We start from the raw sequence: 24660 nt of genomic DNA, 5'->3' as shown, positions 1-24660 counted from the left end.
TTCCAAACCTAGGATTTTGCGCTTAGATTAAGCCGTAGCTGGAACACTATAGTCATACAATAAGAGAATCGATCATGTCTGATAAGAAACCCACCCTGCGCTCCGCCCAATGGTTTGGCACGGCCGACAAGAACGGCTTCATGTACCGCAGCTGGATGAAGAATCAGGGCATCGCCGACCACCAGTTTCACGGCAAGCCGATCATCGGAATCTGTAACACCTGGTCGGAACTGACCCCGTGCAACGCGCACTTCCGCCAGATCGCGGAGCACGTTAAACGCGGGGTGATCGAGGCCGGTGGCTTCCCGGTGGAATTCCCGGTGTTCTCCAACGGCGAATCGAACCTGCGCCCGACCGCCATGCTCACCCGCAACCTGGCGAGCATGGACGTTGAAGAAGCGATTCGCGGCAATCCGATCGACGGCGTAGTGCTGCTGACCGGTTGCGACAAAACCACTCCAGCGCTGCTGATGGGCGCGGCGAGTTGCGATGTGCCAGCGATTGTTGTGACCGGCGGGCCGATGCTCAACGGCAAGCACAAGGGCAAGGACATCGGCTCGGGCACGGTGGTCTGGCAGCTCAGCGAACAGGTCAAGGCCGGCACCATCACGATTGACGATTTCCTTGCAGCCGAGGGCGGCATGTCGCGTTCGGCGGGCACCTGCAACACCATGGGCACCGCATCGACCATGGCTTGCATGGCTGAAGCACTCGGCACTTCGCTGCCGCACAACGCGGCGATCCCGGCAGTGGATGCGCGGCGTTATGTGTTGGCGCACATGTCCGGCATGCGTGCGGTGGAGATGGTTCGCGAAGATCTGAAACTGTCGAAGATCCTCACTAAAGAAGCCTTCGAGAATGCTATCCGGGTCAACGCTGCCATCGGTGGTTCGACCAACGCGGTGATTCACTTGAAAGCCATCGCCGGGCGCATCGGTGTTGAACTGGATCTGGACGACTGGACCCGCATCGGGCGCGGCATGCCGACCATTGTCGACCTGCAACCGTCGGGGCGTTTTCTGATGGAAGAGTTCTATTACGCCGGTGGTTTGCCAGCGGTGCTGCGTCGTCTCGGTGAGGCCAATCTGATCCCTAACCCGAATGCACTGACGGTGAACGGCAAGTCGATCGGCGAGAACACCAAGGACGCGCCGATCTATGGCGAAGACGAGGTGATCCGCACGCTCGACAATCCGATTCGCGCCGACGGTGGTATCTGCGTATTGCGCGGCAATCTGGCGCCGCTCGGCGCGGTACTCAAGCCGTCCGCTGCAACCCCGGAACTGATGCAGCATCGCGGCCGCGCGGTGGTGTTTGAAAACTTCGACATGTACAAGGCGCGGATCAATGATCCGGAGCTGGATGTCGATAAGGATTCGATTCTGGTGATGAAGAACTGCGGGCCGAAGGGTTATCCGGGCATGGCCGAAGTCGGCAACATGGGTTTGCCGGCCAAGTTGCTGGCGCAGGGTGTGACAGACATGGTGCGCATTTCCGATGCGCGGATGAGCGGTACGGCGTACGGCACCGTAGTTTTGCACGTAGCACCGGAAGCGGCGGCCGGCGGGCCTTTGGCGACAGTGAAGGAAGGCGACTGGATCGAGCTGGATTGCGCCACCGGGCGTTTGCACCTGGATATTCCGGATGCCGAACTGGCGGCGCGCATGGCGGATCTGCAGCCACCGCAGCAGTTGTTGGTGGGCGGCTATCGTCAGCTGTACATCGACCATGTGCTGCAGGCGGATCAGGGCTGTGACTTCGATTTCCTTGTCGGTTGCCGAGGGGCTGAAGTGCCGCGCCATTCCCATTAAAATCAAAAGATCGCAGCCTTCGGCAGCTCCTACATTGGAATGCATTTGATCGTTCCCACGCTCCGCGTGGGAACGATCATTACCCGCCTCAAGATTGTCTGGTGCCTGCTATGATGCGCGGCATCTCCATCGCTCAGGATCGCGCCACTCCCCATGGATTACCGCAAACCCTCCGACCGTAAAAGCATGCACTCGCGCATCGTCCAGGAACTGGGCATGCAGATCGTCTCCGGACGCTTTTTGCCCGACGACAAACTGCCCGCCGAAGCCTTGCTCTGCGAGGAGTACGCGGTCAGCCGGCCGGTATTGCGTGAAGCGACGCGGGTGCTGGTAGCCAAAGGTCTGGTGTATTCCAAGCCACGCGTGGGCACGGTGGTCAAAGCACGCCGCGAGTGGCACATGCTCGATCCCGATGTACTGCATTGGCTGATGCAAAGCAGCCCGCAGAATGAATTCTTCAATGTGCTGACCAGTGTGCGCAGCATTATCGAACCGGCGGCTGCCGCCCTCGCCGCTCAACATGCGACCGAGGCGGATATTGCCGCGATCGGCGAGGCTTACCAGCGCATGGAAGCTGCGCCGACGCCGGAAGCGTTGTTGCAGCCGGATCTGGATTTTCATAGCCGGATTGCCGATGCGACGCACAATGATTTGCTGGCGAACCTGTGCAATATGTTGTCGGTGGCGATTGCAGAGGCGTTGAAGCATTCGAATCAGCGGCCGAATCTGCATGAGCTGGCGTTGCCTCGGCATAAGGCGATTTTGACCGCCATCGAGAATCGGGATGCGCTGGGGGCTCGGCATGCGACGTTGGTGCAGCTGGATGATGCGCGTAGTGCGTTGAGTGTTGTGCTTGGCGCTGAACTCACTTAAGGCTTGAGACTGCTTGCCCTCACCCTAGCCCTCCCGAAACGTCGGACCGCCCAGAGGTAGAGGGGACTGACCGGGGGATATTTGGGATTTACGCCGACTTGAAAGATTTGCTGTGAATCCATAATCAACTCGGCATTTCAAGTCGACCGATCTGCTGTGAATCCATAATCAACTCGGTGCTTCAGGTCGATGTATCAAGCCGCACCACTCGGTCAGTCCCCTCTCCCTCGGGGAGAGGGTTAGGGTGAGGGTCTCTTGATCTTCAGCCACAAAAAAAGCCGCAACCCAAAGGTTGCGGCTTTGTCGTTTCAGCCCTTCAGATCAATGCGCAAACAGCGAATTACCCTTCTGCCCCGCCAGTTTCTCCGGCTTGATCAGGAACTTCGCCAGTGCCGGCAACAGCCACAGAGCACCGAACATGTTCCACAGCAGCATGAAGGTCAGCATCAGACCCATGTCGGCTTGGAACTTGATCGCCGAGAAGATCCAGGTGCACACGCCGATCGCCAGGCACAGGCCGGTGAACAGCACCGCTTTACCGGTGGATTTCAGCGTCTGGTAATAGGCTTCCTGCAGCGGCAGGCCGGCGCGCAGGAAACTTTCCAGACGGCTGTAGATGTAGATGCCGTAGTCGACACCAATCCCCACACCCAGCGCCACCACTGGCAACGTTGCGACTTTCACGCCGATGCCCATGAACGCCATCAGCGCGTTGCCGAGAACCGAGGTCAGCACCAACGGCAGGACGATGCACAGGGTCGCCGCCCACGAACGGAAGGTGATCATGCACATCACCGCCACGCAGATGTACACCAGAACCAGGATAGTCAGCTCAGCCTGTTTGATGACTTCGTTGGTGGCCGCTTCGATCCCGGCGTTACCGGCAGCAAGGATGAACTCCAGGCCGTCCTTGTTATTTTCCTGGGCAAATTCCTGCACCGCGTGCACCGCACGATCGAGGGTTTCGGCCTTGTGATCGTTGAGGAACACCAGCACCGGCGCCAGCGAGCAACTGTTGTTGTACAAGCCATCGGCACGGGCAATCGAGTTGTTCAGCACGTCCGGGTTGCGCGACAGGGTTTCCCATTTCAGGTTGCCCTCGTTCATGCCCTTGATCATCTGTTTGGACACGGTCACCAGCGAGATCGCCGACTGCACGCCCTCGGTGTTCTGCATCTTCCACATCAACTGATCGATCGGCGCCATGGCTTCATAACGCGAACAGCCTTCGGCTTTGGTCTTGACCATCACCACCAGTACGTCAGAGCTGGTGGAGTAATTGCTGATGATGAAGTTGTTGTCCTTGTTGTAGCGCGAGTCCGGACGTAGCTCCGGTGCGCCCTGATCGAGGTCGCCGATTTTCAGGTTCTGGCTGTACCAGAGGCCGCCACCGAAGGCGATCAGCGCCAGCACCACCGAAATGCGTGCGACTTTCGGGTTGGCGAAATTCGACAGCAGGCGCCAGAACGGATGTTCGCGGTTCGCGTCTTTCTTGCTCTTGGCAATCGCGCGCTTGCTGATGCCGACATAGGAAATCGCCACCGGCAGCAGAATCAGGTTGGTGAAGACGATCACCGCCACGCCGATGGAGGCGCCGATGGCCAGTTCACGGATCACGCCGATATCGATGATCAACAGCGTGATGAAACCCACCGCATCCGCCAGAATCGCGATCATCCCCGGCAGGAACAGTTGCCGGAAGGTGCGGCGCGCTGCGGTCAGCGCGTTGTCGGCCTCACTGGATTGCAGGGCGATACCGTTGATCTTCTGCACGCCGTGGGAAATACCGATGGCGAAGATCAGGAATGGCACCAGCATCGAATACGGATCAAGCCCGAAGCCAAAGAAGTGCATCAGACCGAGCTGCCAGACCACCGCCACCAGCGTCGTGCTCAACACCGCAATGGTGCTGCGTACGCAGTTGGTGAACCACAGCAGCAGAATCAGGGTAATGACGAAGGCGATGCCGAAGAACAGCACGACCATCACCAGACCATCGATCAGGTCGCCGACCTTCTTGGCGAAACCGACGATGTGGATTTTGACGTTGGGGTTCTGCGCTTCGAACTTGTTGCGGATCTTGTCTTCGAGTTCATGGGAGAACTTGCGGTAGTCCAGCGCGAGCAACTTGCCCTGGTCTTCCGGGTCCGGGTAGGACTCCAGCAGCGGGATGTCGACGATGCTCGACTTGAAGTCGTTGGCCACCAGACGCCCGACCTGGCCGGACTTGAGCACGTTGTTGCGCAGCAAATCGAGGCTGTCCTGCGAGCCGTTGTAGCTCTGCGGGATCACTTCACCGCCGGCAAAACCCTCTTCGGTCACTTCGGTCCAGCGTACGCTCGGACTCCACAGCGACTTCAGCCCGGAGCGGTCGACGCCGGAGATGTAGAACACCTCGTCGTTGATCTGGCGCAGGGTCTCCATGTACTCCTTGGAGAAGATGTCGCCGTCCTTGGCTTCCACCGAAATGCGCACGGTGTTGCCCAGGTTCGCCAGATCGTTGCGGTGCTCCATCATCTTTTCGATGAAGGGATGCTTGAGCGGGATCATTTTTTCGAAACTGGTCGATGGCCGGATCAGCATGGCCTGCCAGAACAGGAAAACGCTCACCACCAGACAGATCAGGATCACGGCCGGGCGGTTGTTGAAAATCAGGCGCTCAAGAAACGTCGCCTTGTCCTGCTGAGGAGTGATCAAGGAAGTCATAGCCCCGCCTTCTTGTTATTGATCTCGGCACCGTTTGGCTGCGTGGTGTGAAGCCCACCCTGCCCGCTCAGAATCAAGTTGCCGTCGCCGGCAGCGGTGACCGATGACAGCGAGATGCGGTCCGGACGGTTGAACACGCTGAAGGTTTCGCCGTTGTCGCTGCTGCTGATCACCGAACCGCCGTTGCCGACGATGACGATCGAGCCATCCGGGAGCAAGGTTGCGCCGGACAAGCCGAATTCCAGCGCACCGCGTGCGGCTTTCAGTTCGACCTGTTGCCAGTTGCTGCCGAAATCGGTGGAGCGATAAAGATTGCCGCGCAAGCCGTAGGCCAGCAGGGTCTGCGGTTGGGCCGTGCCGATCACGCCGAAGAGCGAACCTTCGTACGGGCCTTCGAGTTTTTCCCAGGTCTGACCGTCGTCGGCGGAGCGAAACATGCTGCCCGACTCGCCAACGATGAACAGCCCGGCGTCTTTCACCGCGGCGATGGCGTTAAGGTGGAATTGATCTTCGTTGTCGAGGCGGTCGCTGACGTCTTCCCAGTTCTTGCCGCCGTCGGTGGTTTCCAGCAGCGCGCCGTACGCGCCCACAGCGAGGCCACTGTTGACGTCCTTGAACCAGACGTCGAGCAGCGGCGACTCACGTTTGAGGTCTTCGAATTGCTTGGTCCAGGTCAGACCGCCGTCTGCGCTGGCGAGGATTTGCGCGTCGTGGCCGACCGCCCAGCCGTGCTTGTCGTCGACAAAGTACACCGCCGTCAGCAGTTGCCGGGTCGGCACTTTGGCCTGGGTCCAGGTTTTGCCCTGGTCATCGGAATAGAGAATGTGCCCGCGATCGCCAACCGCGACCAGGCGCGCGCCAGCGTGGACGACATCGAGAATCAGACTTTTCGCGGCTTTCGCAGATTCGGTGGCATAGACCACGTCAGCCGGGGCCTCGGCGGCAATCACAGGTGCCGATAACGTGGCAAAGCCCAGCAGAGAGAGTGCTGTGGCCAGCAACGCGGTGTTGCGTAACGCCGGCGGGCGGCAACGACTCATAGACCTTCCCCTATTTATTATTGTTAGGCCATCTGGCCTTCAAGGGCGCCGCAAGTGTGCTCCGCTGATGGCTGGTCAGAAGCATAGACCTGAAACCCGCAATCCAGAGCCACTTCGGAAGCTGGCTCATCCTATCGGGCTTTCGAAACGTCTGACAATCGGCGCCACGTTATCTTTTGTTAACCGCACGGAATGAACGCATCCCCCTGTAGGAGCTGACGAGTGAAACGAGGCTGCGATCTTTTGATCCTGGCCTTTAAAGATCAAAAGATCGCAGCGTGCCGCAGCTCCTACAGGAATTTTGCGTTGTGATGACGGAGGATTCGTAGGATGGATGAGGGCAATCTTGCGAGGGGGACTTGCACGATCGGTATTATGGTATACCATCAGACGCACAGACACTCTCAATCCCCCAACGGAGCAGCTCATGAGTTTCGAAATTCGCAAGATCGTCAGCTATGTCGAAGAAACCTTCATCGAAGGCGGCAAGGCCACTGACAAGCCAGTGACCATGGTCGGTCTCGCCGTGGTGATGAAAAACCCTTGGGTGGGCAACGGTTTCGTGGAAGACCTCAAGCCGCAGATTCGCGCCAACTGCTCTGACCTCGGCGCACTGATGGTTGAGCGTCTGGTCGGCATCATCGGCGGTGCCGAGAAGATCGAGGCCTACGGCAAAGCCGCCGTGGTCGGTGCTGATGGCGAGATCGAACACGCCTCCGCCGTGATCCACACCCTGCGCTTCGGCAACCACTACCGCGAAGCCGTCAACGCCAAGAGCTACCTGAGCTTCACCAACAAGCGCGGCGGCCCGGGCACCTCGATTCAGATCCCGATGATGCACAAGGACGACGAAGGTCAGCGTTCGCACTACATCACTCTGGAAATGCAGATCGAAGACGCGCCGCGTGCCGACGAAATCGTCGTCGTGCTGGGTTGCGCCGACGGTGGTCGCCTGCACCCGCGCATCGGTAACCGCTACATCGATCTGGAAGAACTGGCCGCCGAAAAAGCCCAGTAATCACAATAAAAAGGCACTGCAGGAGCGCTCCATGATTCGGCTCACCGCTGAACTCACCCCGGCTGGCACCAGTTACCTGGCGACCGGCCAAGGCCAGCCCGTGGTTTTGATCCACGGCGTGGGCCTGAACAAAGAAATGTGGGGCGGGCAGATTGTCGGCCTGTCCAGCCAGTACCGGGTGATCGCCTACGACATGCTCGGCCATGGCGCGAGCCCGCGACCGGCCAGCGGCACCGCCCTGCTCGGTTACGCCGATCAGTTGCTGGAGCTGCTCGATCACCTGAATCTGCCGCAGGCAGCGGTGATCGGTTTCTCCATGGGCGGTCTGGTCGCGCGGGCCTTTGCCCTGCATTACCCGGAGCGCCTGCAAAGCCTGGTGGTGTTGAACAGCGTGTTCAACCGCAGTGAAGAACAGCGTGCCGGCGTCATCGCTCGCACCGCGCAAGCCGCCGAACATGGCCCGGACGCCAATGCCGAAGCGGCGCTGTCACGCTGGTTCAGCCGCGAATATCAGGCAGCCAACCCGGCGCAGATCGCTGCGATCCGCCAGACCCTGGCCGGCAATGATCCGCAAGGCTATCTGACCACCTACGAATTGTTCGCCACCCAAGACATGTACCGCGCCGACGACCTGGGCAGCATTCAGGCGCCGACGCTGATCGCCACCGGTGAACTCGATCCGGGTTCGACCCCGGAAATGGCCGAGCAACTGGCCCGACGCATCCCCGGTGCGAAGGTTGCCGTGCTGTCTGAGCAACGGCATATGATGCCCGTAGAGTCGCCGCGTCTGGTCAATCAGACGCTGCTGGAATTTCTCGAATTCGCACACTCCCGACAAAACCATATAAAGGGGATCGTTGCATGACACTCGCACGCTTCCAGATGTGCATCGGCGGAGAATGGGTCGACGCCCTCTCCGGCAAGACCTTCGAAAGCCTCAACCCGGCCACCGCGCTAGCCTGGGCCGAATTGCCTGACGCTGATGAAGCGGATGTCGAACGCGCCGTGCAATCGGCACAGACTGCTTTCGACAGCCCGGCGTGGCGCGGCCTGACCGCCACCGCGCGCGGCAAACTGCTGCGCCGTCTCGGCGACTTGATCGCCGAAAACAAAGAACAACTGGCGCAGCTGGAAAGCCGCGACAACGGCAAGCTGATCCGCGAAACCCGTGGTCAGGTCAGTTATCTGCCGGAGTTCTTCCACTACACCGCCGGCCTTGCCGACAAGCTCGAAGGCGGCACCCTGCCGCTGGATAAGCCCGATCTGTTTGCCTACACCGTGCATGAAGCAATGGGTGTGGTCGCCGCGATCATTCCGTGGAACAGCCCGCTGTACCTGACAGCGATCAAGCTCGCCCCGGCCCTCGCCGCCGGTAACACGATCGTGATCAAGCCGTCCGAGCACGCTTCGGCAACCATTCTTGAGCTGGCGCGTCTGGCCCTCGAAGCGGGGATTCCGCCGGGTGTGGTCAACGTCGTCACCGGTTACGGCCCGAGCACCGGCGCCGCCCTCACCCGCCATCCGCTGATCCGCAAAATCGCCTTCACCGGCGGCGCAGCCACAGCGCGGCATGTGGTGCGCAGCAGCGCCGAGAACTTCGCCAAGCTGTCGCTGGAACTGGGTGGCAAGTCGCCGAACATCATCTTCGCCGACGCCGATCTGGACAGCGCGATCAACGGTGCGATTGCCGGGATCTACGCGGCGTCCGGACAGAGTTGCGTGTCCGGTTCACGGCTGTTGGTGCAGGACGAAATCTACGACGAGTTCGTCAACCGACTGGTCGAACGCGCCCAGCGCATTCGCATCGGCAACCCGCAAGAAGACAACAGCGAGATGGGCCCGATGGCCACCGCGCAGCAACTGGCGGTGGTTGAAGGCCTGGTCGCTGATGCCATCACTGAAGGCGCGCGTTTGCGTACCGGCGGCAAGCGCCCGACCGATCTCGGCGAAGGCTGGTTCTATGAGCCGACGCTGTTCGAATGCGACCGCAATTCGATGAAGATCATGCAGGAAGAAGTCTTCGGCCCGGTGGCGTCGGTGATTCGCTTCAAAGATGAAGCCGAGGCACTGGCGATCGCCAACGACTCACAGTTCGGCCTCGCCGCTGGCATCTGGACGCGTGATTTAGGCCGGGCTCATCGCCTCGCTCGCGATGTTCGCTCGGGAATTATCTGGGTCAACACTTACCGTGCGGTGTCAGCGATGGCACCGATCGGCGGCTTCAAGAACAGTGGCTATGGACGCGAAAGCGGCATCGATTCGGTGCTGGCCTACACCGAACTGAAAACGGTGTGGATCAACCTTTCTCAGGCGCCAATGCCTGATCCGTTTGTGATGCGCTAGGAGTCCTGCGAAATGATCGAACCCGGCATTTACAAAGACGTCATGAGCTCGTTCCCGTCCGGCGTTACGGTGGTCACCACCGTTGACCCCGAAGGCGGCATCGTCGGCATCACCGCCAGCGCCTTCAGCGCGCTGTCGATTGACCCGGCGCTGGTGTTGTTCTGCCCCAACTACGCTTCCGACACTTATCCGATTCTGCGTGACAGCAAGAAGTTTGCGATTCACTTGCTGTCCGCTGACCAGACGGCTGAGGCCTATGCGTTTGCCGGTAAAGGCAAGGACAAGGCGGCCGGTATCGAGTGGCATTTGAGCGAACTCGGTAACCCGATTCTCGCCAAAGCCACGGCGATCATCGAGTGTGAGTTGTGGCGTGAATACGACGGCGGTGATCACGCGATTATCGTTGGCGCGGTGAAGAACCTGATCCTGCCCGAGCAACCGGTGACGCCAATGATCTACCACAAAGGCAAGCTCGGGCCGTTGCCAACCCTGGCCTGAAGCGACAATGCAGAACCCTGTGGGAGCTGGCTTGCCAGCGATGAGGGCTTAACATTCAACATTGATGTTGGCTGATAGTCCGCTATCGCTAGCAAGCCAGCTCCCACAGGGATTGAGGTGAGGCAAAGAATATGAGTAACGAAAAGTACGAAAAAGGCCTGAAAATCCGCACTCAGGTATTGGGCGAAGCCTACGTGCAGCGTTCTATAGAGAACGCCGACGACTTCACCCGCCCGCTGCAGGAAATGGTCACCGAATACTGCTGGGGCCATGTCTGGGGGCGTGAAGGCTTGTCGCTCAAGGAGCGCAGCATGATCAACCTGGCGATGATCTCGGCGCTCAACCGTCCGCATGAACTCAAGCTGCATGTGCGTGGCGCCTTGCGTAACGGCCTGAGTCGTGAGCAAATACGCGAAATTCTGCTTCAGGTCGGCATTTATTGCGGCGTTCCGGCGGCCGTGGACAGTTTCCGGCTGGCCCGTGAAGCCTTTGCCGAAGCCGACGCCGAAGCCCCAGTTAACCCCTCGGCTGTTTAGATGCCCGTCTGGCATGGACAGCCAACCGAAAGAGCGGACCCCATGAAACGCCAGCCACTCGACGACAGCTTCAAGGTCAATCGCAACCCCGTTACCCTGCGCGAAATCGTGCTGGATAAACTGCGTAGCGCGATCATGAATTTCCAGCTCATGCCAGGGGATCGTCTGGTCGAGCGCGATCTGTGCGATCGCCTCGGCGTCAGCCGTACTTCCGTTCGCGAAGCCTTGCGTCACCTGGAATCCGAAGGTCTGGTCGAGTTCGCCGATGCCAAAGGCCCGCGCGTGGCGATCATCACCCTCGCCGATGCCGTCGACATCTACGAATTGCGCTGCGTGCTCGAAGGCTTGATCGTGCAGCTGTTCACCTTGCGCGCCAAAGCCAAGGACATCAAGGCCCTGGAAAAAGCCCTCGACGAGAACCGCAAGGCGCTCAAGGACGGCGAATTGCAGCAGGTGATCGACTCAGTACAGGGCTTCTACGACGTGCTGCTCGAAGGCTCGGGCAACCATGTGGCGGCGACTCAGTTGCGTCAGTTGCAGGCGCGCATCAGCTACCTGCGCGCGACCTCGGTTTCCCAAGAGAACCGTCGCGGCGCGAGTAATCAGGAAATGGAAAAAATGGTCGAGGCGATCAAGAGCGGCGATCCGCTGGCGGCGCATCAGGCCTGTGTCGATCACGTTCGCGCTGCCGCCGCGGTAGCGCTCGACTATCTCAAGCGCAAGCAGGAAGAGACCGGCGCAACCCCGGCCATGACCCTGCCCATCGCGTTGAAAGAACCTCGTATAGGTCACTGATATGTTCAGCCCGAGCTATTGCCCGAAATGCGGTGGCCCTGACCTTGGTCAGCAGGTGCCGGCGGGCGATACGCACGAGCGCCTGATGTGCCGTGGCTGCGGCTACATCCACTACGTCAATCCGAAGATCATCGCCGGCTGCATCATCGAGCAGGATGGCAAATACCTGCTGTGCCAACGGGCGATCCCCCCGCGCCCGGGCACCTGGACGCTGCCGGCCGGTTTCATGGAAAGCGGCGAGACCACCGAGCAAGCAGCCCTGCGCGAAGTCTGGGAAGAAAGCGGCGTGCGCGCGGAAATCGTCTCGCCATATTCGATTTTCAGCGTGCCGAAGATCAGCGAGGTGTACATCATCTTCCGTGCGATCGCGCTGGAGATCACCGGGCAGTACGGGCCGGAGACCATGGATTACAAGTTCTTCGCGCCTGAAGACATTCCGTGGAAGCAGATTTATTACCCGGCGATCCGGCAGATTCTCGAGCGCTATATCGAAGAGCGTCAGGCTGGGGTGTATGGGATTTACATGGGCAATGATGACAGCGGCAAGATCCACTTTATCCGCTGATCACATCCCTCTGACACCCCAAAATCCCTGTAGGAGCTGCCGAAGGCTGCGATCTTTTGATCTTGTTTTAGAATCAAAATCAAAAGATCGCAGCCTTCGGCAGCTCCTACAGGAGTTTTGTGATGCGGCTTAAACTGGCGGCATGCCTTCGACGATGATGATTTCCGCCCTCGCCCATTCTTCGCGATAACTCTTCGCTTCCTGGTACGCCGCCGAGTGGTAGCACGCCACAGCCTTCTCATAGCTTTCGAACTCGATCACCACGCTACGCTGCGGCGTCTCGCGCCCTTCCATCGCCTCGCTGCGCCCGCCTCTGGCCAGAAACTTCGCGCCAAACTCAGCGAAGGCTGCCGGCGCGCGCTGGGTGTATTGGCTGTAGTGATCGACATCGGCTATATCCACATGAGCAATCCAGTACGCCTTCATAGTGACCTCTTTGTTGATTTTGTATTATGGTATACCAATATATTTCCAACGAACCCTGAGAGTCCAGCATGGCCTTCAACAGCATCGAAGAAATCATCGAAGATTATCGTCTCGGCAAAATGGTCTTGCTGGTCGATGACGAAGACCGCGAAAACGAAGGCGACCTGCTGCTGGCCGCCGACCGTTGCACGCCTGAGGCGATCAGCTTCATGGCCCGTGAAGCACGCGGGCTGATTTGCCTGACGCTGACTGACGAACATTGCCAGCGTTTGGGCCTGGAGCAAATGGTGCCGGCCAATGGCAGCGTGTTCAGCACCGCGTTTACCGTGTCGATTGAGGCGGCGGTTGGCGTGACCACTGGCATTTCGGCGGCGGATCGCGCCTGCACCGTGGCCGCCGCCGTCGCGCCGAATGCCCGCGCTGAAGACCTGGTGCAGCCCGGCCACATCTTCCCGCTGCGCGCCAAGGAAGGAGGCGTACTGACGCGCGCCGGCCACACCGAAGCAGGCTGCGATCTGGCGCGCCTTGCTGGTTTTACCCCGGCCTCGGTGATCGTCGAGGTGATGAACGATGACGGCACCATGGCCCGTCGCCCGGATCTGGAAGTGTTCGCGCGCAAACACGGGATCAAGATCGGCACCATCGCCGACCTGATCCACTATCGCCTGAGCACCGAACACACCATTGAACGCATTGGCGAACGTGAGCTGCCGACAGTGCATGGCACGTTCCGTTTGATCACCTTTGAGGATCGCATCGAGGGCGGCGTGCACATGGCGATGGTCATGGGTGATTTGCGCCGTGAGGAACCGACGCTGGTGCGTGTGCATGTGATCGATCCGCTGCGTGATCTGGTCGGCGCCGAATACAGCGGGCCGACGAACTGGACGCTGTGGGCGGCGCTGCAACGGGTGGCGGCTGAGGGGCATGGGGTTGTTGTGGTGCTGGCCAATCATGAATCTTCGCAGGCGTTGCTGGAGCGGGTGCCGCAATTGACCCAGCCGCCAAGGCAGTTCAGTCGCTCGCAGTCGCGGATTTATTCGGAGGTCGGGACTGGGGCGCAGATTCTGCAGAATCTGGGGGTTGGCAAACTGCGTCACTTGGGCCCTCCCCTCAAATATGCAGGGCTGACGGGGTATGACCTGGAAGTGGTCGAAAGCATTCCGTTCACTGAATAAAGCTGCCCTCACCCCAGCCCTCTCCCGGAGGGAGAGGGAGCCGACCGAGTTGTTTAGTCGCTATACGCCGACCTGAGATTCCGAGTCGAACTCAGGCCTTGAACAGCATGAAGATCTGCTCCCTTTCTAATACCCAATCGAGCTCGGTTTTGAACAGCACAAAAATCGGCTCCCTTTCCAATACCGGGTCGGACTCGGTTTTGAACAGCATGAAAATCTGCTCCCTTTCCCCCTCTCCCATTGGGAGAGGGCTGGGGTGAGGGGCTGAATCTGAAATTTCTACACATCTCTCAAGTGAAAACCATCAACCGCCAGATAACCGGTAAGGCAAAGTGCTTGCACAAAGCTTGGAATACCATAATATGATATTCCATAGACCGGACACTCCAACGAACGTCCATCTACTGCTCCCGACAGGCGGGCAACAACGCAAGCCCGCTCAAAAACACAACAATGAGGGCGTAAAAATGGTGTTGAACAAAGCTGCAACCGCGATCTTTTTTGCGGGACTGCTCAGCGTCACCGGCCAGGCTGCAATGGCTGCCGAAAGCGTGAACTTCGTCAGCTGGGGCGGAAGCACCCAGGATGCGCAGAAACAGGCCTGGGCTGATCCTTTCAGCAAGGCCAGCGGCATCACCGTCGTCCAGGACGGTCCGACCGACTACGGCAAACTCAAAGCCATGGTCGAGAGCGGCAACGTGCAATGGGACGTGGTCGATGTCGAAGCCGATTTCGCCCTGCGCGCCGCCGCTGAAGGCCTGCTCGAACCCCTCGATTTCAAAGTGATTCAGCGCGACAAGATCGACCCGCGTTTCGTCAGCGATCACGGTGTCGGCTCGTTCTTCTTCTCCTTCGTCCTCGGCTACAACGAGGGCAAACTCGGCGCCAACAAGCCGCAGGACTGGAGCGCCCTGTTCGACACCAAGACTTACCCCGGCAAACGCGCCCTGTACAAATGGCCGAGCCCCGGCGTGCTCGAACTGGCGCTGCTGGCCGACGGCGTAGCGGCTGACAAGCTCTACCCGCTGGATCTGGATCGTGCTTTCAAAAAACTCGACACCATCAAGAAAGACATCGTCTGGTGGGGCGGCGGCGCGCAGTCGCAGCAACTGCTGGCGTCCGGTGAAGCGAGCATGGGCCAGTTCTGGAACGGTCGCATTCATGCCCTGCAAGAAGACGGTGCACCGGTCGGTGTGAGCTGGAAACAGAACCTGGTCATGGCCGACATTCTGGTCATCCCTAAAGGCTCGAAAAACAAGGACGCGGCGATGAAGTTTCTGGCCGCCGCCAGCAGCGCCAAAGGCCAGGCCGACTTCTCCAACCTGACCGCCTACGCCCCGGTCAACCTCGACAGTGTGGAGCGTCTGGATTCGACGCTGGCCCCCAACCTGCCGACTGCCTACGCTAAGGATCAGATCACTCTTGATTTCGCGTACTGGGCCAAAAACGGCCAGGCCATCGCGACACGGTGGAACGAATGGCTGGTCAAATGAAAATGGCGGCCACCGCGTCCCGTCCCTCCACTGCCACCGGGAGCGCCAACGGCGCTGCCGGTTCGGCCCACGGAACACAGGCGGTTGCGATGCAGCAAACCCCGTCCCTCAGACAACGCTGGCGCGGCGCCGGCAACCTCGCCCCGGCGTTGCTGTTCATCGGCCTGTTCTTTCTCGCGCCGTTGATTGGCCTGCTGTTGCGCGGCGTGCTCGAACCGACGCCAGGCCTTGGCAACTATGAGCAACTGTTCGCCAACTCGGCGTATGCCCGGGTGCTGCTCAACACCTTTTCGGTGGCCGGGCTGGTGACCCTGTTCAGCCTGCTGCTGGGCTTTCCGCTGGCCTGGGCGATCACCCTGGTGCCGCGTGGCTGGGGGCGCTGGATCCTCAACATCGTGCTGCTGTCGATGTGGACCAGCCTGCTCGCCCGCACCTATTCGTGGCTGGTGTTGCTGCAAGCGTCCGGCGTGATCAACAAGGCCTTGATGGCGCTGGGCATCATCGATCAGCCGCTGGAGATGGTGCACAACCTCACCGGCGTAGTGATCGGCATGAGCTACATCATGATCCCGTTCATCGTCCTGCCGTTGCAGGCGACCATGCAGGCCATCGATCCGATGATCCTGCAGGCCGGTTCGATCTGCGGCGCCAGTCCATGGACCAACTTCTTCCGGGTGTTCCTGCCGCTGTGCCGGCCGGGTCTGGCCTCCGGTGGCTTGATGGTGTTCGTCATGTCGCTCGGTTACTACGTGACCCCGGCGCTGCTCGGCGGGGCGCAGAACATGATGCTGCCGGAGTTCATCATTCAACAGGTGCAATCGTTCCTCAACTGGGGCCTGGCCAGTGCCGGCGCCGCGTTGCTGATCGCGATCACTTTGGTGCTGTTCTACTTCTACCTGAAGCTTCAGCCGGAATCCCCGGTTGGCGCCAGTAACGCGAGGTAAGCCGACATGCTCCTGACCCCCAATGCGATGAGCCGGCGCATGCGCTTCGGTCTCTACGCCACCACCGGGCTGATCGGTCTGTTCCTGCTGTTGCCGATTGTGTTCATCGTGCTGCTGTCTTTCGGCTCCTCGCAGTGGCTGGTGTTTCCGCCACCGGGCTGGACGCTGAAATGGTACGGCCAGTTCTTCTCCAACCCCGACTGGATGAACGCCGCTGCGGCCAGCCTCAAGGTTGCCGTGCTAACGACGATTTGCGCAGTGGCCCTCGGTTTGCCGACTGCGTTCGCACTGGTGCGCGGGCGCTTTCCCGGCCGGGAAATGCTCTACGGCCTGTTCACCCTGCCGATGATCGTGCCGCTGGTGATCATTGCCGTGGCGGTGTACGCGCTGTTCCTCAAGCTCGGCTACACGGGGACGATGTTCGCCTTCGTCGTCAGCCATGTGATCGTCGCGTTGCCGTTCACCATCATCTCGATCATCAACTCGCTGAAGCTGTTCGATCAGTCGATTGAAGACGCCGCGGTGATTTGCGGTGCTTCACGCCTGCAAGCGGTGTTCAAGGTGACGTTCCCGGCGATTCGTCCGGGCATGGTCGCCGGCGCCCTCTTCGCCTTCCTCGTTTCGTGGGACGAAGTGGTGCTCAGCGTGATGATGGCCAGCCCGACCCTGCAAACCCTTCCCGTGAAAATGTGGACCACCCTGCGCCAGGACCTGACGCCAGTGATCGCCGTCGCTTCGACGCTGCTGATCGGCTTGTCTGTTTTGGTCATGGTCATCGCCGCCGCGCTGCGCCGGCGCAACGAAATCAGCGCCTGAGCGCCAGGAGTACGACATGAGTGCCGTGATCAAAGACGCTTCCCAGCAGAATGACAAACCCCTGGTCAGCCTGCGCAACCTGAACAAGCACTACGGCGACTTTGCCGCCGTCGACAACATCTCGCTGGACATCAAGGACGGCGAGTTCCTGACCTTCCTCGGCTCCAGCGGCTCAGGCAAAAGCACCACGCTGTCGATGCTTGCCGGGTTTGAAACACCGAGCAGTGGCGAGATCCTCGTCAACGGTCAGTCGCTGGTGAATGTGCCGCCGCACAAGCGTGATATCGGCATGGTGTTCCAGCGTTATTCGCTGTTCCCGCATTTGTCGGTGCGCGACAACATCGCCTTTCCGTTGGCGATTCGCAAACTGGCGGCGGCTGAACGTGAGAAGCGCGTCGATGCGATGTTGAAACTGGTGCAGCTTGAGCAGTTCGCTCATCGCCGCCCTTCGCAATTGTCTGGCGGCCAACAACAACGTGTCGCCATTGCCCGGGCGCTGGTTTACGAGCCACGCATTCTGTTGATGGACGAACCGCTCGGTGCTTTGGATAAAAAGCTGCGTGAAGATCTGCAGGATGAATTGCGCCAACTGCATCGGCGCTTGGGCATCACCATTGTTTACGTGACCCACGATCAGGAAGAAGCCATGCGCTTGTCGCAACGCATCGCGATTTTCAGTCACGGCAAGATTGTTGGTCTGGGTAGCGGTTATGACCTTTATCAGAATCCGCCGAATGCGTTTGTCGCCTCGTTCCTCGGCAACTCGAACTTCCTCAAACTCAAGGCGCAGGGCAATGCGGCGGCGAGTTTTGAGGGGCAGTCGTTGTCGATTCGACTGACCGCTGGGTTGCACACCGATCAGGACGTTTTGCTGATGGTGCGGCCGGAAAAGGCACTGGCGTTGAGCGTCGCGCAGGCGATCAGCGAACCGTTGCCGTCGGGTTGGAACGAGGTCTCAGCGAAGGTTGTGGAGGTTTTGTTCCTCGGTGAAAGCCAGACCTGTAGCGTAGTCACCTCGGGCGGCACGTCGATGACGGTGAAAGCATTGTCAGCCGCCGGCATGCCGCTCAAGGCTGGCGACCCAGTGCAAGTACGCTGGGCCACCGCTGATGCCTGCGTCTACACCGAATGGACCGACAGCGACCTCAACAAAGCCGCCGGTTCTCACTGAAATCCCCTGTAGGAGCTGCCGCAGGCTGCGATCTTTTGATCTTGTTTTTAACAGCAAGATCAAAAGATCGCAGCCTGCGGCAGCTCCTACAGGAATACATTCCAAATGTGGGAGCGAGCTTGCTCGCGAAGGGGCCGTGTCAGTCACAAACAATGTTGAATGACACACCGCATTCGCGAGCAAGCTCGCTCCCACAGGGTCTGCCGTCATTTCAAGAATGTCCCCCTCAGGGCCACCCCAGCGTCGGGCTGCGGTGGCTCTTTTTTTTGTCTCAAGGCGCCACCGTCACATCGCCCTGTCCACTCTCGGCCAGCGCTGCAGCGACAAACCCTTCAGCCTTCTTGCGCTCGACGAACGCCCGCACATACGCTGCGCCTGCCTCCCGCCCACGGGGCACCGCCATGGCCTGGCGAATCGCCGTGAATGCGCCGTCCAGCACGCGGTAACGCGCGTCGGCATCCGCGACTTTCTGCAATGGCTGACGGACACCGGCGGCGGCATCCAGGTGTTGCTCGATAAACAGGTCAACGGCACCCGCCGAGGTTTCGGCACGCTCCAATTGTGCGTGCTGCAGCGTGCGACTGAGGAACAGGTCGTAGGCTGCGCCTTTGCCAACGGCCAGTCGCAATCCTGGCTGATCCAGATCCTCGACCTGGCGATACGCCGACTGCACCTCGACCAGATAAGTCCCCTCGATGATCACGTACGGCTCGCTGAACGCAATCTGCGCCTCACGCACCGGCTCGATGGCGAGGAATGCCAGGTTCCACACGCCCTCCTCCAGCGCCGCGAAAACCTTGCCCGCCGCATCAAACGTACGCATCTCCAACTCGACACCCAACTCGGCAGCCAGCGCTATCGCCAAAGCCACCGAGACACCTTGCGGCGCACCATCCGCCCTGCGCTGCGCCAGCACCGGGTTACCGAAGTTGATCGCGGCATGCAGCACGCCGTCGGGCGCGAGATCGGCCATCACGGCCGGGGTGATTGGACTCATGGTGTTGCTCCCTGATTGGATAAAAAGTCAGTGTGCGTCGTGGCTGACACTGTCGAGGACACAACACACAGCGCGTAAGCCTTATGTCGTTGCCTGACAGGCACTCAAGTGTTCCAGCGCCCGACGCGTCACCGCATCGATGTAAGCCGCGTCACCATAGACCCGAGCCAGCAGAATCGCCCCCTCGTAATCCGCCACCCATTGTCGAGCGGTCAGCAAGGCTTGGACTTCATCGACCTGGCCTTCCAGCAAATGCGCAAACGCCTTGGCCCATGCATCGAAAAAGCTGCGAATCGGCTCCAGCAGTTCACTTTTGCCGTACGCCGCATCGACCGCCACCACACCCATCAGGCAACCGATCGAGTCATCCTGAAACAGCCTCGCCGCCTTACGCCCCATTTTTGTCAGGCGTTCTTCGGGGCTGAGTTTTTCATCAAAAGCTACGGCAAACAGGGTCTGGTTAATTACCTGATGCGTCCAGTCCAGCACGTCACGCAGCAAGGCTTCCTTATTCGGGTAGTGGTGATAGAAAGACGCCTTGGTGAAGCCGCAGGCGGCAGCAAGCACGTCCATGGTGGTGCCATGATAGCCAAGGCGCTTGAAGGTATTGGCGCACCGCAGAAGCAATTCTTCACGGGGGATTTTCAACGGTCGCACGGGTATTTCCTGATCCGGATAACTGGCGGTGATTCTATGACATAAGCCTGCCCTTCTCAATTTGACGGTTACCAACTGTTCGTTTAGTTTCTGTTTACCAAACAAATGGTCAGTAACTGGCGACCAATAGAATTCAAGGAGAGCAGAGATGAACGAAGCCAACAGTGGCCCCGGCAGAGTCACCCGCGAACAACACGGCCAGCTGTTTTTGATCGGTCTGGATCGCGCCGGCAAACGCAATGCATTCGACAGTGCAATGCTGACGGACCTGGCATTGGCCATCGGCGAGTATGAGCGCAATGACGAACTGCGCTGCGCCGTGCTGTTCGCGCATGGCGAGCACTTCACTGCGGGTCTGGACTTGATGGAACTGACGCCAAAACTGGCGTCTGGCGCCTTCAAGTATCCTGAAGAAGGCATCGACCCATGGGGCGTATCCAAACCGCGCAGGCGTAAACCGGTGGTGGTTGCCATTGAAGGCATTTGCTGGACGGCGGGCATCGAATTGATGCTCAACGCCGACATCAGCATTGCCGCCACCAATGCCCGTTTCGCTCATCTGGAAGTGTTGCGCGGGATCTCACCCGCCGGCGGTTCCACCGTGCGCTTCACCCGCGCAGCGGGCTGGACCGCCGCCATGCGCTACATGCTCACGGGGGAAGAGTTCGATGCCACTGCCGCCCTGCACATGCGCCTGCTGACCGAAGTAGTCGAGCCCGGTCAGACTCTGGCACGCGCCATCGAATACGCCAAACGCATTGCCAAGGCTGCGCCTCTGGCGATTCAGGCGACGCTGCAATCGGCGTTTCTGGCGCAGGATCAGGGAGACGATGCGGCATTGTCGAAGCTTGATGAACAACTGCTGGCCCTGATCAAAACCGAGGATGTCCGCGAGGGCGTCATGGCGATGATGCAGAAGCGCGAACCGCAGTTCAAAGGTCGCTGAAGGCTTTGCTCAACTCACTCGGAACAATTTCATGAACACCATGGCCGCAGCCTTTGCCGAATCGATCCAGAGACAGGACATCGCCCTCATTGCCCGCGATGGTTATCCATTGTCAGCCAAGCGCTACAGCGCGGCGGGCGCGGTCAAAGGCAACCTGATCATGGCCGGCGCCACCGGGGTGCAACAGCGCTTTTATCGGCGTTTTGCCGAGCACGCGGCGCGCCAGGGCTTTCACGTGCTGACCCTCGATTACCGGGGCATCGGTGAGTCGAAACCGGCTTCCCTCAAAGGCTTTGAGATGTCTTATCTGGATTGGGCTTATCAGGATCTGGCGGCGGCAGTGGATCTGCTAAGCCAGGAAGCGTTGCCGTTGTATTGGGTCGGCCATTCGTTTGGTGGTCACGCGATTGGTCTGTTGCCCAATCACCACGCCCTGACGGCTTGCTACACCTTGGGCAGTGGTGCGGGATGGAGCGGCTGGATGTCCAGAGCCGAGGCCTGGAAAATCCGTCTGATGTGGACGTTTGTGCTGCCGGTGATTGTCGCCCGCAAAGGCTACATGGCCTGGAGCATGCTGGGCATGGGCGATGATTTGCCGCTGGGCGTTTATAACGACTGGAAACGCTGGTGCAAATTCCCCCACTACTACTTCGACGACCCCGAGATGAGCCATCTGCATGCACTCTACGCCGAGGTCACAACGCCATGCGTTTTCGCCACGTCGGTCGATGATCCGTGGGCGCCGCCGCGTTCGCGCGATGCGTTTGTCAAAGCCATGGTGAATGCACCGCTGACATTGCTGGATCTGCAGCCGCCACTGGGCAGCAAACCGTACGGGCACATGGGTTACTTCCGCGAAAGCGCACAGCCGTTGTGGGATGAGGTGCTTGATTGGCTGCAAAGCGCCCCTGCACACACCACATAACCTGAGCTGCTGCAGGCTGCGATCTTTTGATCTTGCTTCAAAACAAGATCAAAAGATCGCAGCCTCGCTTCACTCGACAGCTCCTACAGGAATGCATTCCAACTGTGGGAGCGAGCCTGCTCGCGAATGCGCTGTGTCATTCAATGTTGATGTTGACTGACACGGCCTCTTCGCGAGCAAGCTCGCTCCCACAGGTGATTTATGGTGTTTAGGTGATCGGGGAATAGCCTTCGATTTCGTCCGGCCAGGCCGTGAGGATTTCGAACCCCGTCTCCGTCACCGCAACCATGTGCTCCCATTGCGCCGACAACGAGCCATCCTTGGTCAGCACCGTCCAGCCATCCGGCATGTTCTTCACATGGCGCTTGCCGGCATTGAGCATCGGCTCGACAGTGAAAATCATCCCGGCCTTGAGCTTCATGCCTTGATTGGGAAAGCCGTAATGCAAAATCTGCGGCTCGTCATGGTAAATCTTGCCGATGCCGTGCCCACAATATTCGCGCACTACGCTGAAACCTTCCTTCTCCGCCAGCGTCTGGATCGCGTGGCCGATGTCGCCCAACGTGGCGCCAGGTTTCACCACACGAATACCCGCGCACATCGCCTCGTAAGTGGTCTTGATCAGGTGCTGCGCCTCAGGCGTCGCCTCACCGACCACGTACATGCGGCTGGTATCACCGAACCAGCCGTCCTTGATCACCGCGATGTCGAGGTTGACGATGTCGCCATCCTTCAGAGGTGTGCCCGACGGGATGCCGTGGCAGACCACATCGTTGACCGAGGCGCAGACGGTTTTCGGGAAGCCGTGATAACCGACGTTGGCTGGCACGGCTTTCTGCACGTTGACGATGTAGTCGTTGCACAGTTGATCGAGCTGATCTGTGGTGACGCCGGCCTTGACGTGCGGCACCAGCATTGCCAGTACCTCGGCGGCGAGTTTGCCGGCAGCACGCGATTGCGCGATGTCGGCCGGGGTGTTGATCTTGATCTGGTTTCTCATGCGCTGACGGCTTCCTGAGTCAGTTGTTGCAGATCCAGCCCGCCGTTCTGTTCGGCGCGGATCAGCAAGCGGCAAATGGCGCTGTGGTCGAGGTTGGGGTGCAGTTCGGCGAGCATGCCGATGCGCATCCAGTGCTCGGCCTGCGCGTTGATCGAGCGGCTGAGCGCATTGCTGGAGATGCGCAGGTTCTCGTGCATGTCCTCTGAAATCTTTACGATGCCCATATATGAATCCGATACGATGTGTATATGGATCGTATATTAGCCAAGCATCCACCAAAATTGCAAACACACACGCTGATCGTTCCCACGCTCCTGCGTGGGAATGCAGCCCGTGACGCTCCGCGTCACTGGACGCGGAGCGTCCCTAGAGGCATTACCACGCGGAGCGTGGGAACGATCAGTTCGCGGCATTGCCAAATCGCGGGCAAAAAAAAGCTGCCAAATTCGGCAGCAAAAACTTTAAGAACACGCGATGTATTGGCCGCAGCATAGACGCCGGATAATGACAGTGTCATGACAGCCGCAAATTCATTCAACCGCCCCTGCCCCGTCATCAGGATGTCATCAAGATCACGGCAGAATCCTCGCAAACCGTCTTGAGCCTCGCGACGGATGCTCTGCAAGGATTCCCATGAAAGACGACGCCTCGCTGTTTGCCGCCATCGACCTGGGTTCGAATGCCTTTCGCCTGATGATCGGCCAGTCGGTGCGCAGTCGAAAGGGCCTGCAGATTCAGGAAGTGAAAACCCTGCGTGAACCGGTGCGGCTTGCCGAAGGCTTTGATGGCGGTGCGCTGGACGCACTGGCACTGGATCGCGGCTGGCAGGCATTGGCGCGATTCGGCAAGAAACTGCGCGGTTTCGAGGCCGGCCGGGTGCGTGCGGTGGCGACCAGTGCGGTGCGTGAAGCGGATAACGCGCAGCTGTTTCTGGCCAGTGCCGAGCGGCATCTGGGCTTTCCCATCGACGTCATTTGCGGCCATGAAGAGGCGCGGCTGGTCTACGCCGGCGTAACTCACGCCTTGCCCAGCGCCGACGACCTGCGCCTGGTGGTCGACATCGGCGGAGGCTCCACCGAGCTGATCCTCGGCCAGGGCTCACAACCCTTGTTAACCGAAAGCATCGCCATCGGCAGCGGCACCTTGAGCACGCGATTCTTTCGCGGCGGCGATGTGTCCGCCGGCGCGCTACAGGAGGCCGAACGCTTCGCCATCCTGCAGTTTGAACACGTCGCCAAGCGCTATCGCGCGCAAGGCTGGCAGCAGACCATCGGCTCTTCCGGCACTGCGCGCATGCTGGCCAAAGTGCTCAAGGCCAATCGCCTCAACGACTTCGGCCAGGACGGCATCACCTACGGCGGACTGCTGCGCCTGTCGTTACTTCTGCTGAAAGTGAACAACGTGCAACAGCTCAAGCTCGCCGGCCTGCAACCCCATCGCCAGAGCATTCTGCCCGGCGGTCTGGTGTTGATGCTGGCGGCGTTCAAAGTGTTCGGCATCGCGCAAATGCTGCCCTCCGAACCGGGCCTGCGTTTAGGCGTCTTGCACGGTTTGATGAGCCAGCACTAATCCTCGCCACGACAGATTCGTCTCCCCTTCAGCGGCTTGATCGACTACCATGCCGCCGCTGGTTCCCGAACGGGACTAATAGGGAATCCGGGGTGCTTGCACAGCATTGACCGGAACTGCCCCCGCAACTGTAGGTGCCGAGCCTGCTCCACGACTGCCACTGGGTGAATCCCGGGAAGGCCGGAGCCAGGCGATGACGCATCAGTCAGGAGACCTGCCGGCACAGTGATTACTAACCGGCGGGGTGTCCGGGAAGGACATCGTGCCGTGTACTTCTTCTTTTGATGACCGGCCTTGCGCAGTTTCCCTGACCGCGTTCGATGGTGTGTTTCCGATCCGTACTCTCCCGCTCC

Annotated in this window: 25 protein-coding genes and 1 riboswitch; of the genes, 17 read left to right on the top strand and 8 right to left on the bottom strand. The window is 59.7% G+C overall.

The features are described 5' to 3' along the window. Positions 1–74 precede the first annotated feature (74 nt). Both AC3IUF_RS12350 and AC3IUF_RS12345 read left to right on the top strand, forming a co-directional pair. Complete coding sequence (locus tag AC3IUF_RS12350) at positions 75–1811, top strand: IlvD/Edd family dehydratase (RefSeq protein ID WP_007917984.1); 1737 nt, start codon at positions 75–77, stop codon at positions 1809–1811. Between the two features lie 153 nt (positions 1812–1964). Continuing rightward, positions 1965–2684: a FadR/GntR family transcriptional regulator gene (locus AC3IUF_RS12345; protein WP_064392969.1), complete on the top strand. Its 720-nt coding sequence runs from the start codon at positions 1965–1967 to the stop codon at positions 2682–2684. A 321-nt stretch (positions 2685–3005) separates the two neighbouring features. Here AC3IUF_RS12345 and AC3IUF_RS12340 read toward each other — a convergent pair whose 3' ends face one another. Both AC3IUF_RS12340 and AC3IUF_RS12335 read right to left on the bottom strand, forming a co-directional pair. Beyond that, a complete protein-coding gene (locus AC3IUF_RS12340) occupies positions 3006–5390 on the bottom strand; it encodes an efflux RND transporter permease subunit (RefSeq protein ID WP_489281125.1) in 2385 nt (794 codons plus the stop codon). Beyond that, the gene (locus tag AC3IUF_RS12335; RefSeq protein ID WP_095111457.1) at positions 5387–6430 is read right to left on the bottom strand and encodes a WD40/YVTN/BNR-like repeat-containing protein; all 1044 of its coding nucleotides are present in this window, start codon (positions 6428–6430) and stop codon (positions 5387–5389) included. The genes AC3IUF_RS12340 and AC3IUF_RS12335 overlap by 4 nt, the downstream gene beginning before the upstream one ends. 427 nt (positions 6431–6857) lie before the next feature. Between AC3IUF_RS12335 and AC3IUF_RS12330 the strand changes: the two genes are divergently transcribed. From AC3IUF_RS12330 to AC3IUF_RS12300, 7 genes are all read left to right on the top strand, one after another. After that, positions 6858–7448, top strand: a complete 591-nt coding sequence (locus AC3IUF_RS12330; protein ID WP_007917992.1) for an amino acid synthesis family protein — start codon at positions 6858–6860, stop codon at positions 7446–7448. Between the two features lie 31 nt (positions 7449–7479). Further along, positions 7480–8313 (top strand): alpha/beta fold hydrolase, encoded by an 834-nt coding sequence (locus tag AC3IUF_RS12325; protein WP_123374989.1) that lies wholly within the window; start codon positions 7480–7482, stop codon positions 8311–8313. Continuing rightward, complete coding sequence (locus AC3IUF_RS12320; protein WP_489281124.1) at positions 8310–9791, top strand: aldehyde dehydrogenase; 1482 nt, start codon at positions 8310–8312, stop codon at positions 9789–9791. The genes AC3IUF_RS12325 and AC3IUF_RS12320 overlap by 4 nt, the downstream gene beginning before the upstream one ends. A gap of 12 nt (positions 9792–9803) precedes the next feature. Then, the gene (locus tag AC3IUF_RS12315) at positions 9804–10289 is read left to right on the top strand and encodes a flavin reductase family protein (protein ID WP_038368096.1); all 486 of its coding nucleotides are present in this window, start codon (positions 9804–9806) and stop codon (positions 10287–10289) included. A 131-nt stretch (positions 10290–10420) separates the two neighbouring features. Then, positions 10421–10825, top strand: coding sequence for a carboxymuconolactone decarboxylase family protein (locus tag AC3IUF_RS12310; RefSeq protein ID WP_008088075.1), 405 nt, complete (start codon positions 10421–10423; stop codon positions 10823–10825). A gap of 42 nt (positions 10826–10867) precedes the next feature. Beyond that, complete coding sequence (locus tag AC3IUF_RS12305) at positions 10868–11620, top strand: GntR family transcriptional regulator (protein ID WP_489281123.1); 753 nt, start codon at positions 10868–10870, stop codon at positions 11618–11620. Between the two features lies 1 nt (position 11621). After that, the gene (locus tag AC3IUF_RS12300) at positions 11622–12185 is read left to right on the top strand and encodes an NUDIX hydrolase (RefSeq protein ID WP_489281122.1); all 564 of its coding nucleotides are present in this window, start codon (positions 11622–11624) and stop codon (positions 12183–12185) included. Between the two features lie 129 nt (positions 12186–12314). Here AC3IUF_RS12300 and AC3IUF_RS12295 read toward each other — a convergent pair whose 3' ends face one another. Then, positions 12315–12611 (bottom strand): DUF1330 domain-containing protein, encoded by a 297-nt coding sequence (locus AC3IUF_RS12295; protein ID WP_489281121.1) that lies wholly within the window; start codon positions 12609–12611, stop codon positions 12315–12317. A gap of 68 nt (positions 12612–12679) precedes the next feature. On the opposite strand from AC3IUF_RS12295, the gene ribBA reads away from it, so the two are divergent. From ribBA to AC3IUF_RS12270, 5 genes are all read left to right on the top strand, one after another. Further along, complete coding sequence (gene ribBA / locus AC3IUF_RS12290; RefSeq protein ID WP_095050094.1) at positions 12680–13789, top strand: bifunctional 3,4-dihydroxy-2-butanone-4-phosphate synthase/GTP cyclohydrolase II; 1110 nt, start codon at positions 12680–12682, stop codon at positions 13787–13789. A gap of 467 nt (positions 13790–14256) precedes the next feature. Then, a complete protein-coding gene (locus AC3IUF_RS12285) occupies positions 14257–15282 on the top strand; it encodes an ABC transporter substrate-binding protein (protein ID WP_007918009.1) in 1026 nt (341 codons plus the stop codon). Next, the gene (locus tag AC3IUF_RS12280) at positions 15279–16226 is read left to right on the top strand and encodes an ABC transporter permease (protein WP_414894167.1); all 948 of its coding nucleotides are present in this window, start codon (positions 15279–15281) and stop codon (positions 16224–16226) included. Before AC3IUF_RS12285 ends, AC3IUF_RS12280 begins: the two co-directional genes overlap by 4 nt. Before the next feature lie 6 nt (positions 16227–16232). Next, positions 16233–17042, top strand: a complete 810-nt coding sequence (locus AC3IUF_RS12275) for an ABC transporter permease (protein ID WP_007918021.1) — start codon at positions 16233–16235, stop codon at positions 17040–17042. Positions 17043–17058: 16 nt separating this feature from the next. Then, complete coding sequence (locus tag AC3IUF_RS12270) at positions 17059–18213, top strand: ABC transporter ATP-binding protein (RefSeq protein WP_489281120.1); 1155 nt, start codon at positions 17059–17061, stop codon at positions 18211–18213. 271 nt (positions 18214–18484) lie between these two features. Here the strand turns inward: AC3IUF_RS12270 and AC3IUF_RS12265 are convergent, their stop codons facing one another. Together AC3IUF_RS12265 and AC3IUF_RS12260 are read right to left on the bottom strand one after the other, a co-directional pair. After that, the gene (locus tag AC3IUF_RS12265) at positions 18485–19210 is read right to left on the bottom strand and encodes a transporter substrate-binding domain-containing protein (RefSeq protein ID WP_095111466.1); all 726 of its coding nucleotides are present in this window, start codon (positions 19208–19210) and stop codon (positions 18485–18487) included. Between the two features lie 81 nt (positions 19211–19291). Then, positions 19292–19867 (bottom strand): TetR/AcrR family transcriptional regulator, encoded by a 576-nt coding sequence (locus AC3IUF_RS12260; RefSeq protein WP_123374984.1) that lies wholly within the window; start codon positions 19865–19867, stop codon positions 19292–19294. A gap of 148 nt (positions 19868–20015) precedes the next feature. Here AC3IUF_RS12260 and AC3IUF_RS12255 point away from each other — a divergent pair, with 148 nt between their 5' ends. After that, on the top strand, positions 20016–20813 hold the full coding sequence (locus AC3IUF_RS12255) for a crotonase/enoyl-CoA hydratase family protein (RefSeq protein WP_489281119.1): 798 nt from the start codon (positions 20016–20018) through the stop codon (positions 20811–20813). Between the two features lie 31 nt (positions 20814–20844). Then, positions 20845–21738 (top strand): alpha/beta hydrolase family protein, encoded by an 894-nt coding sequence (locus tag AC3IUF_RS12250; protein ID WP_123374983.1) that lies wholly within the window; start codon positions 20845–20847, stop codon positions 21736–21738. Positions 21739–21946: 208 nt separating this feature from the next. On the opposite strand, the gene map is transcribed toward AC3IUF_RS12250, so the two are convergent. From map to AC3IUF_RS12235, 3 genes are all read right to left on the bottom strand, one after another. Further along, a complete protein-coding gene (map, locus tag AC3IUF_RS12245; protein ID WP_123374982.1) occupies positions 21947–22738 on the bottom strand; it encodes a type I methionyl aminopeptidase in 792 nt (263 codons plus the stop codon). Then, positions 22735–22962, bottom strand: coding sequence for a ParD-like family protein (locus tag AC3IUF_RS12240; protein WP_007918027.1), 228 nt, complete (start codon positions 22960–22962; stop codon positions 22735–22737). Before AC3IUF_RS12240 ends, map begins: the two co-directional genes overlap by 4 nt. Before the next feature lie 122 nt (positions 22963–23084). Next, positions 23085–23363: a hypothetical protein gene (locus AC3IUF_RS12235; protein WP_489281118.1), complete on the bottom strand. Its 279-nt coding sequence runs from the start codon at positions 23361–23363 to the stop codon at positions 23085–23087. A gap of 8 nt (positions 23364–23371) precedes the next feature. Here AC3IUF_RS12235 and AC3IUF_RS12230 point away from each other — a divergent pair, with 8 nt between their 5' ends. Then, the gene (locus tag AC3IUF_RS12230) at positions 23372–24307 is read left to right on the top strand and encodes a Ppx/GppA family phosphatase (protein ID WP_095111471.1); all 936 of its coding nucleotides are present in this window, start codon (positions 23372–23374) and stop codon (positions 24305–24307) included. A gap of 42 nt (positions 24308–24349) precedes the next feature. Next, positions 24350–24543: riboswitch (cobalamin riboswitch) on the top strand. Positions 24544–24660: the final 117 nt, after the last annotated feature.

It is taken from the genome of Pseudomonas sp. KH_040, from assembly GCF_057839305.1.
This window is presented reverse-complemented; position numbering and strand designations above follow the sequence as displayed.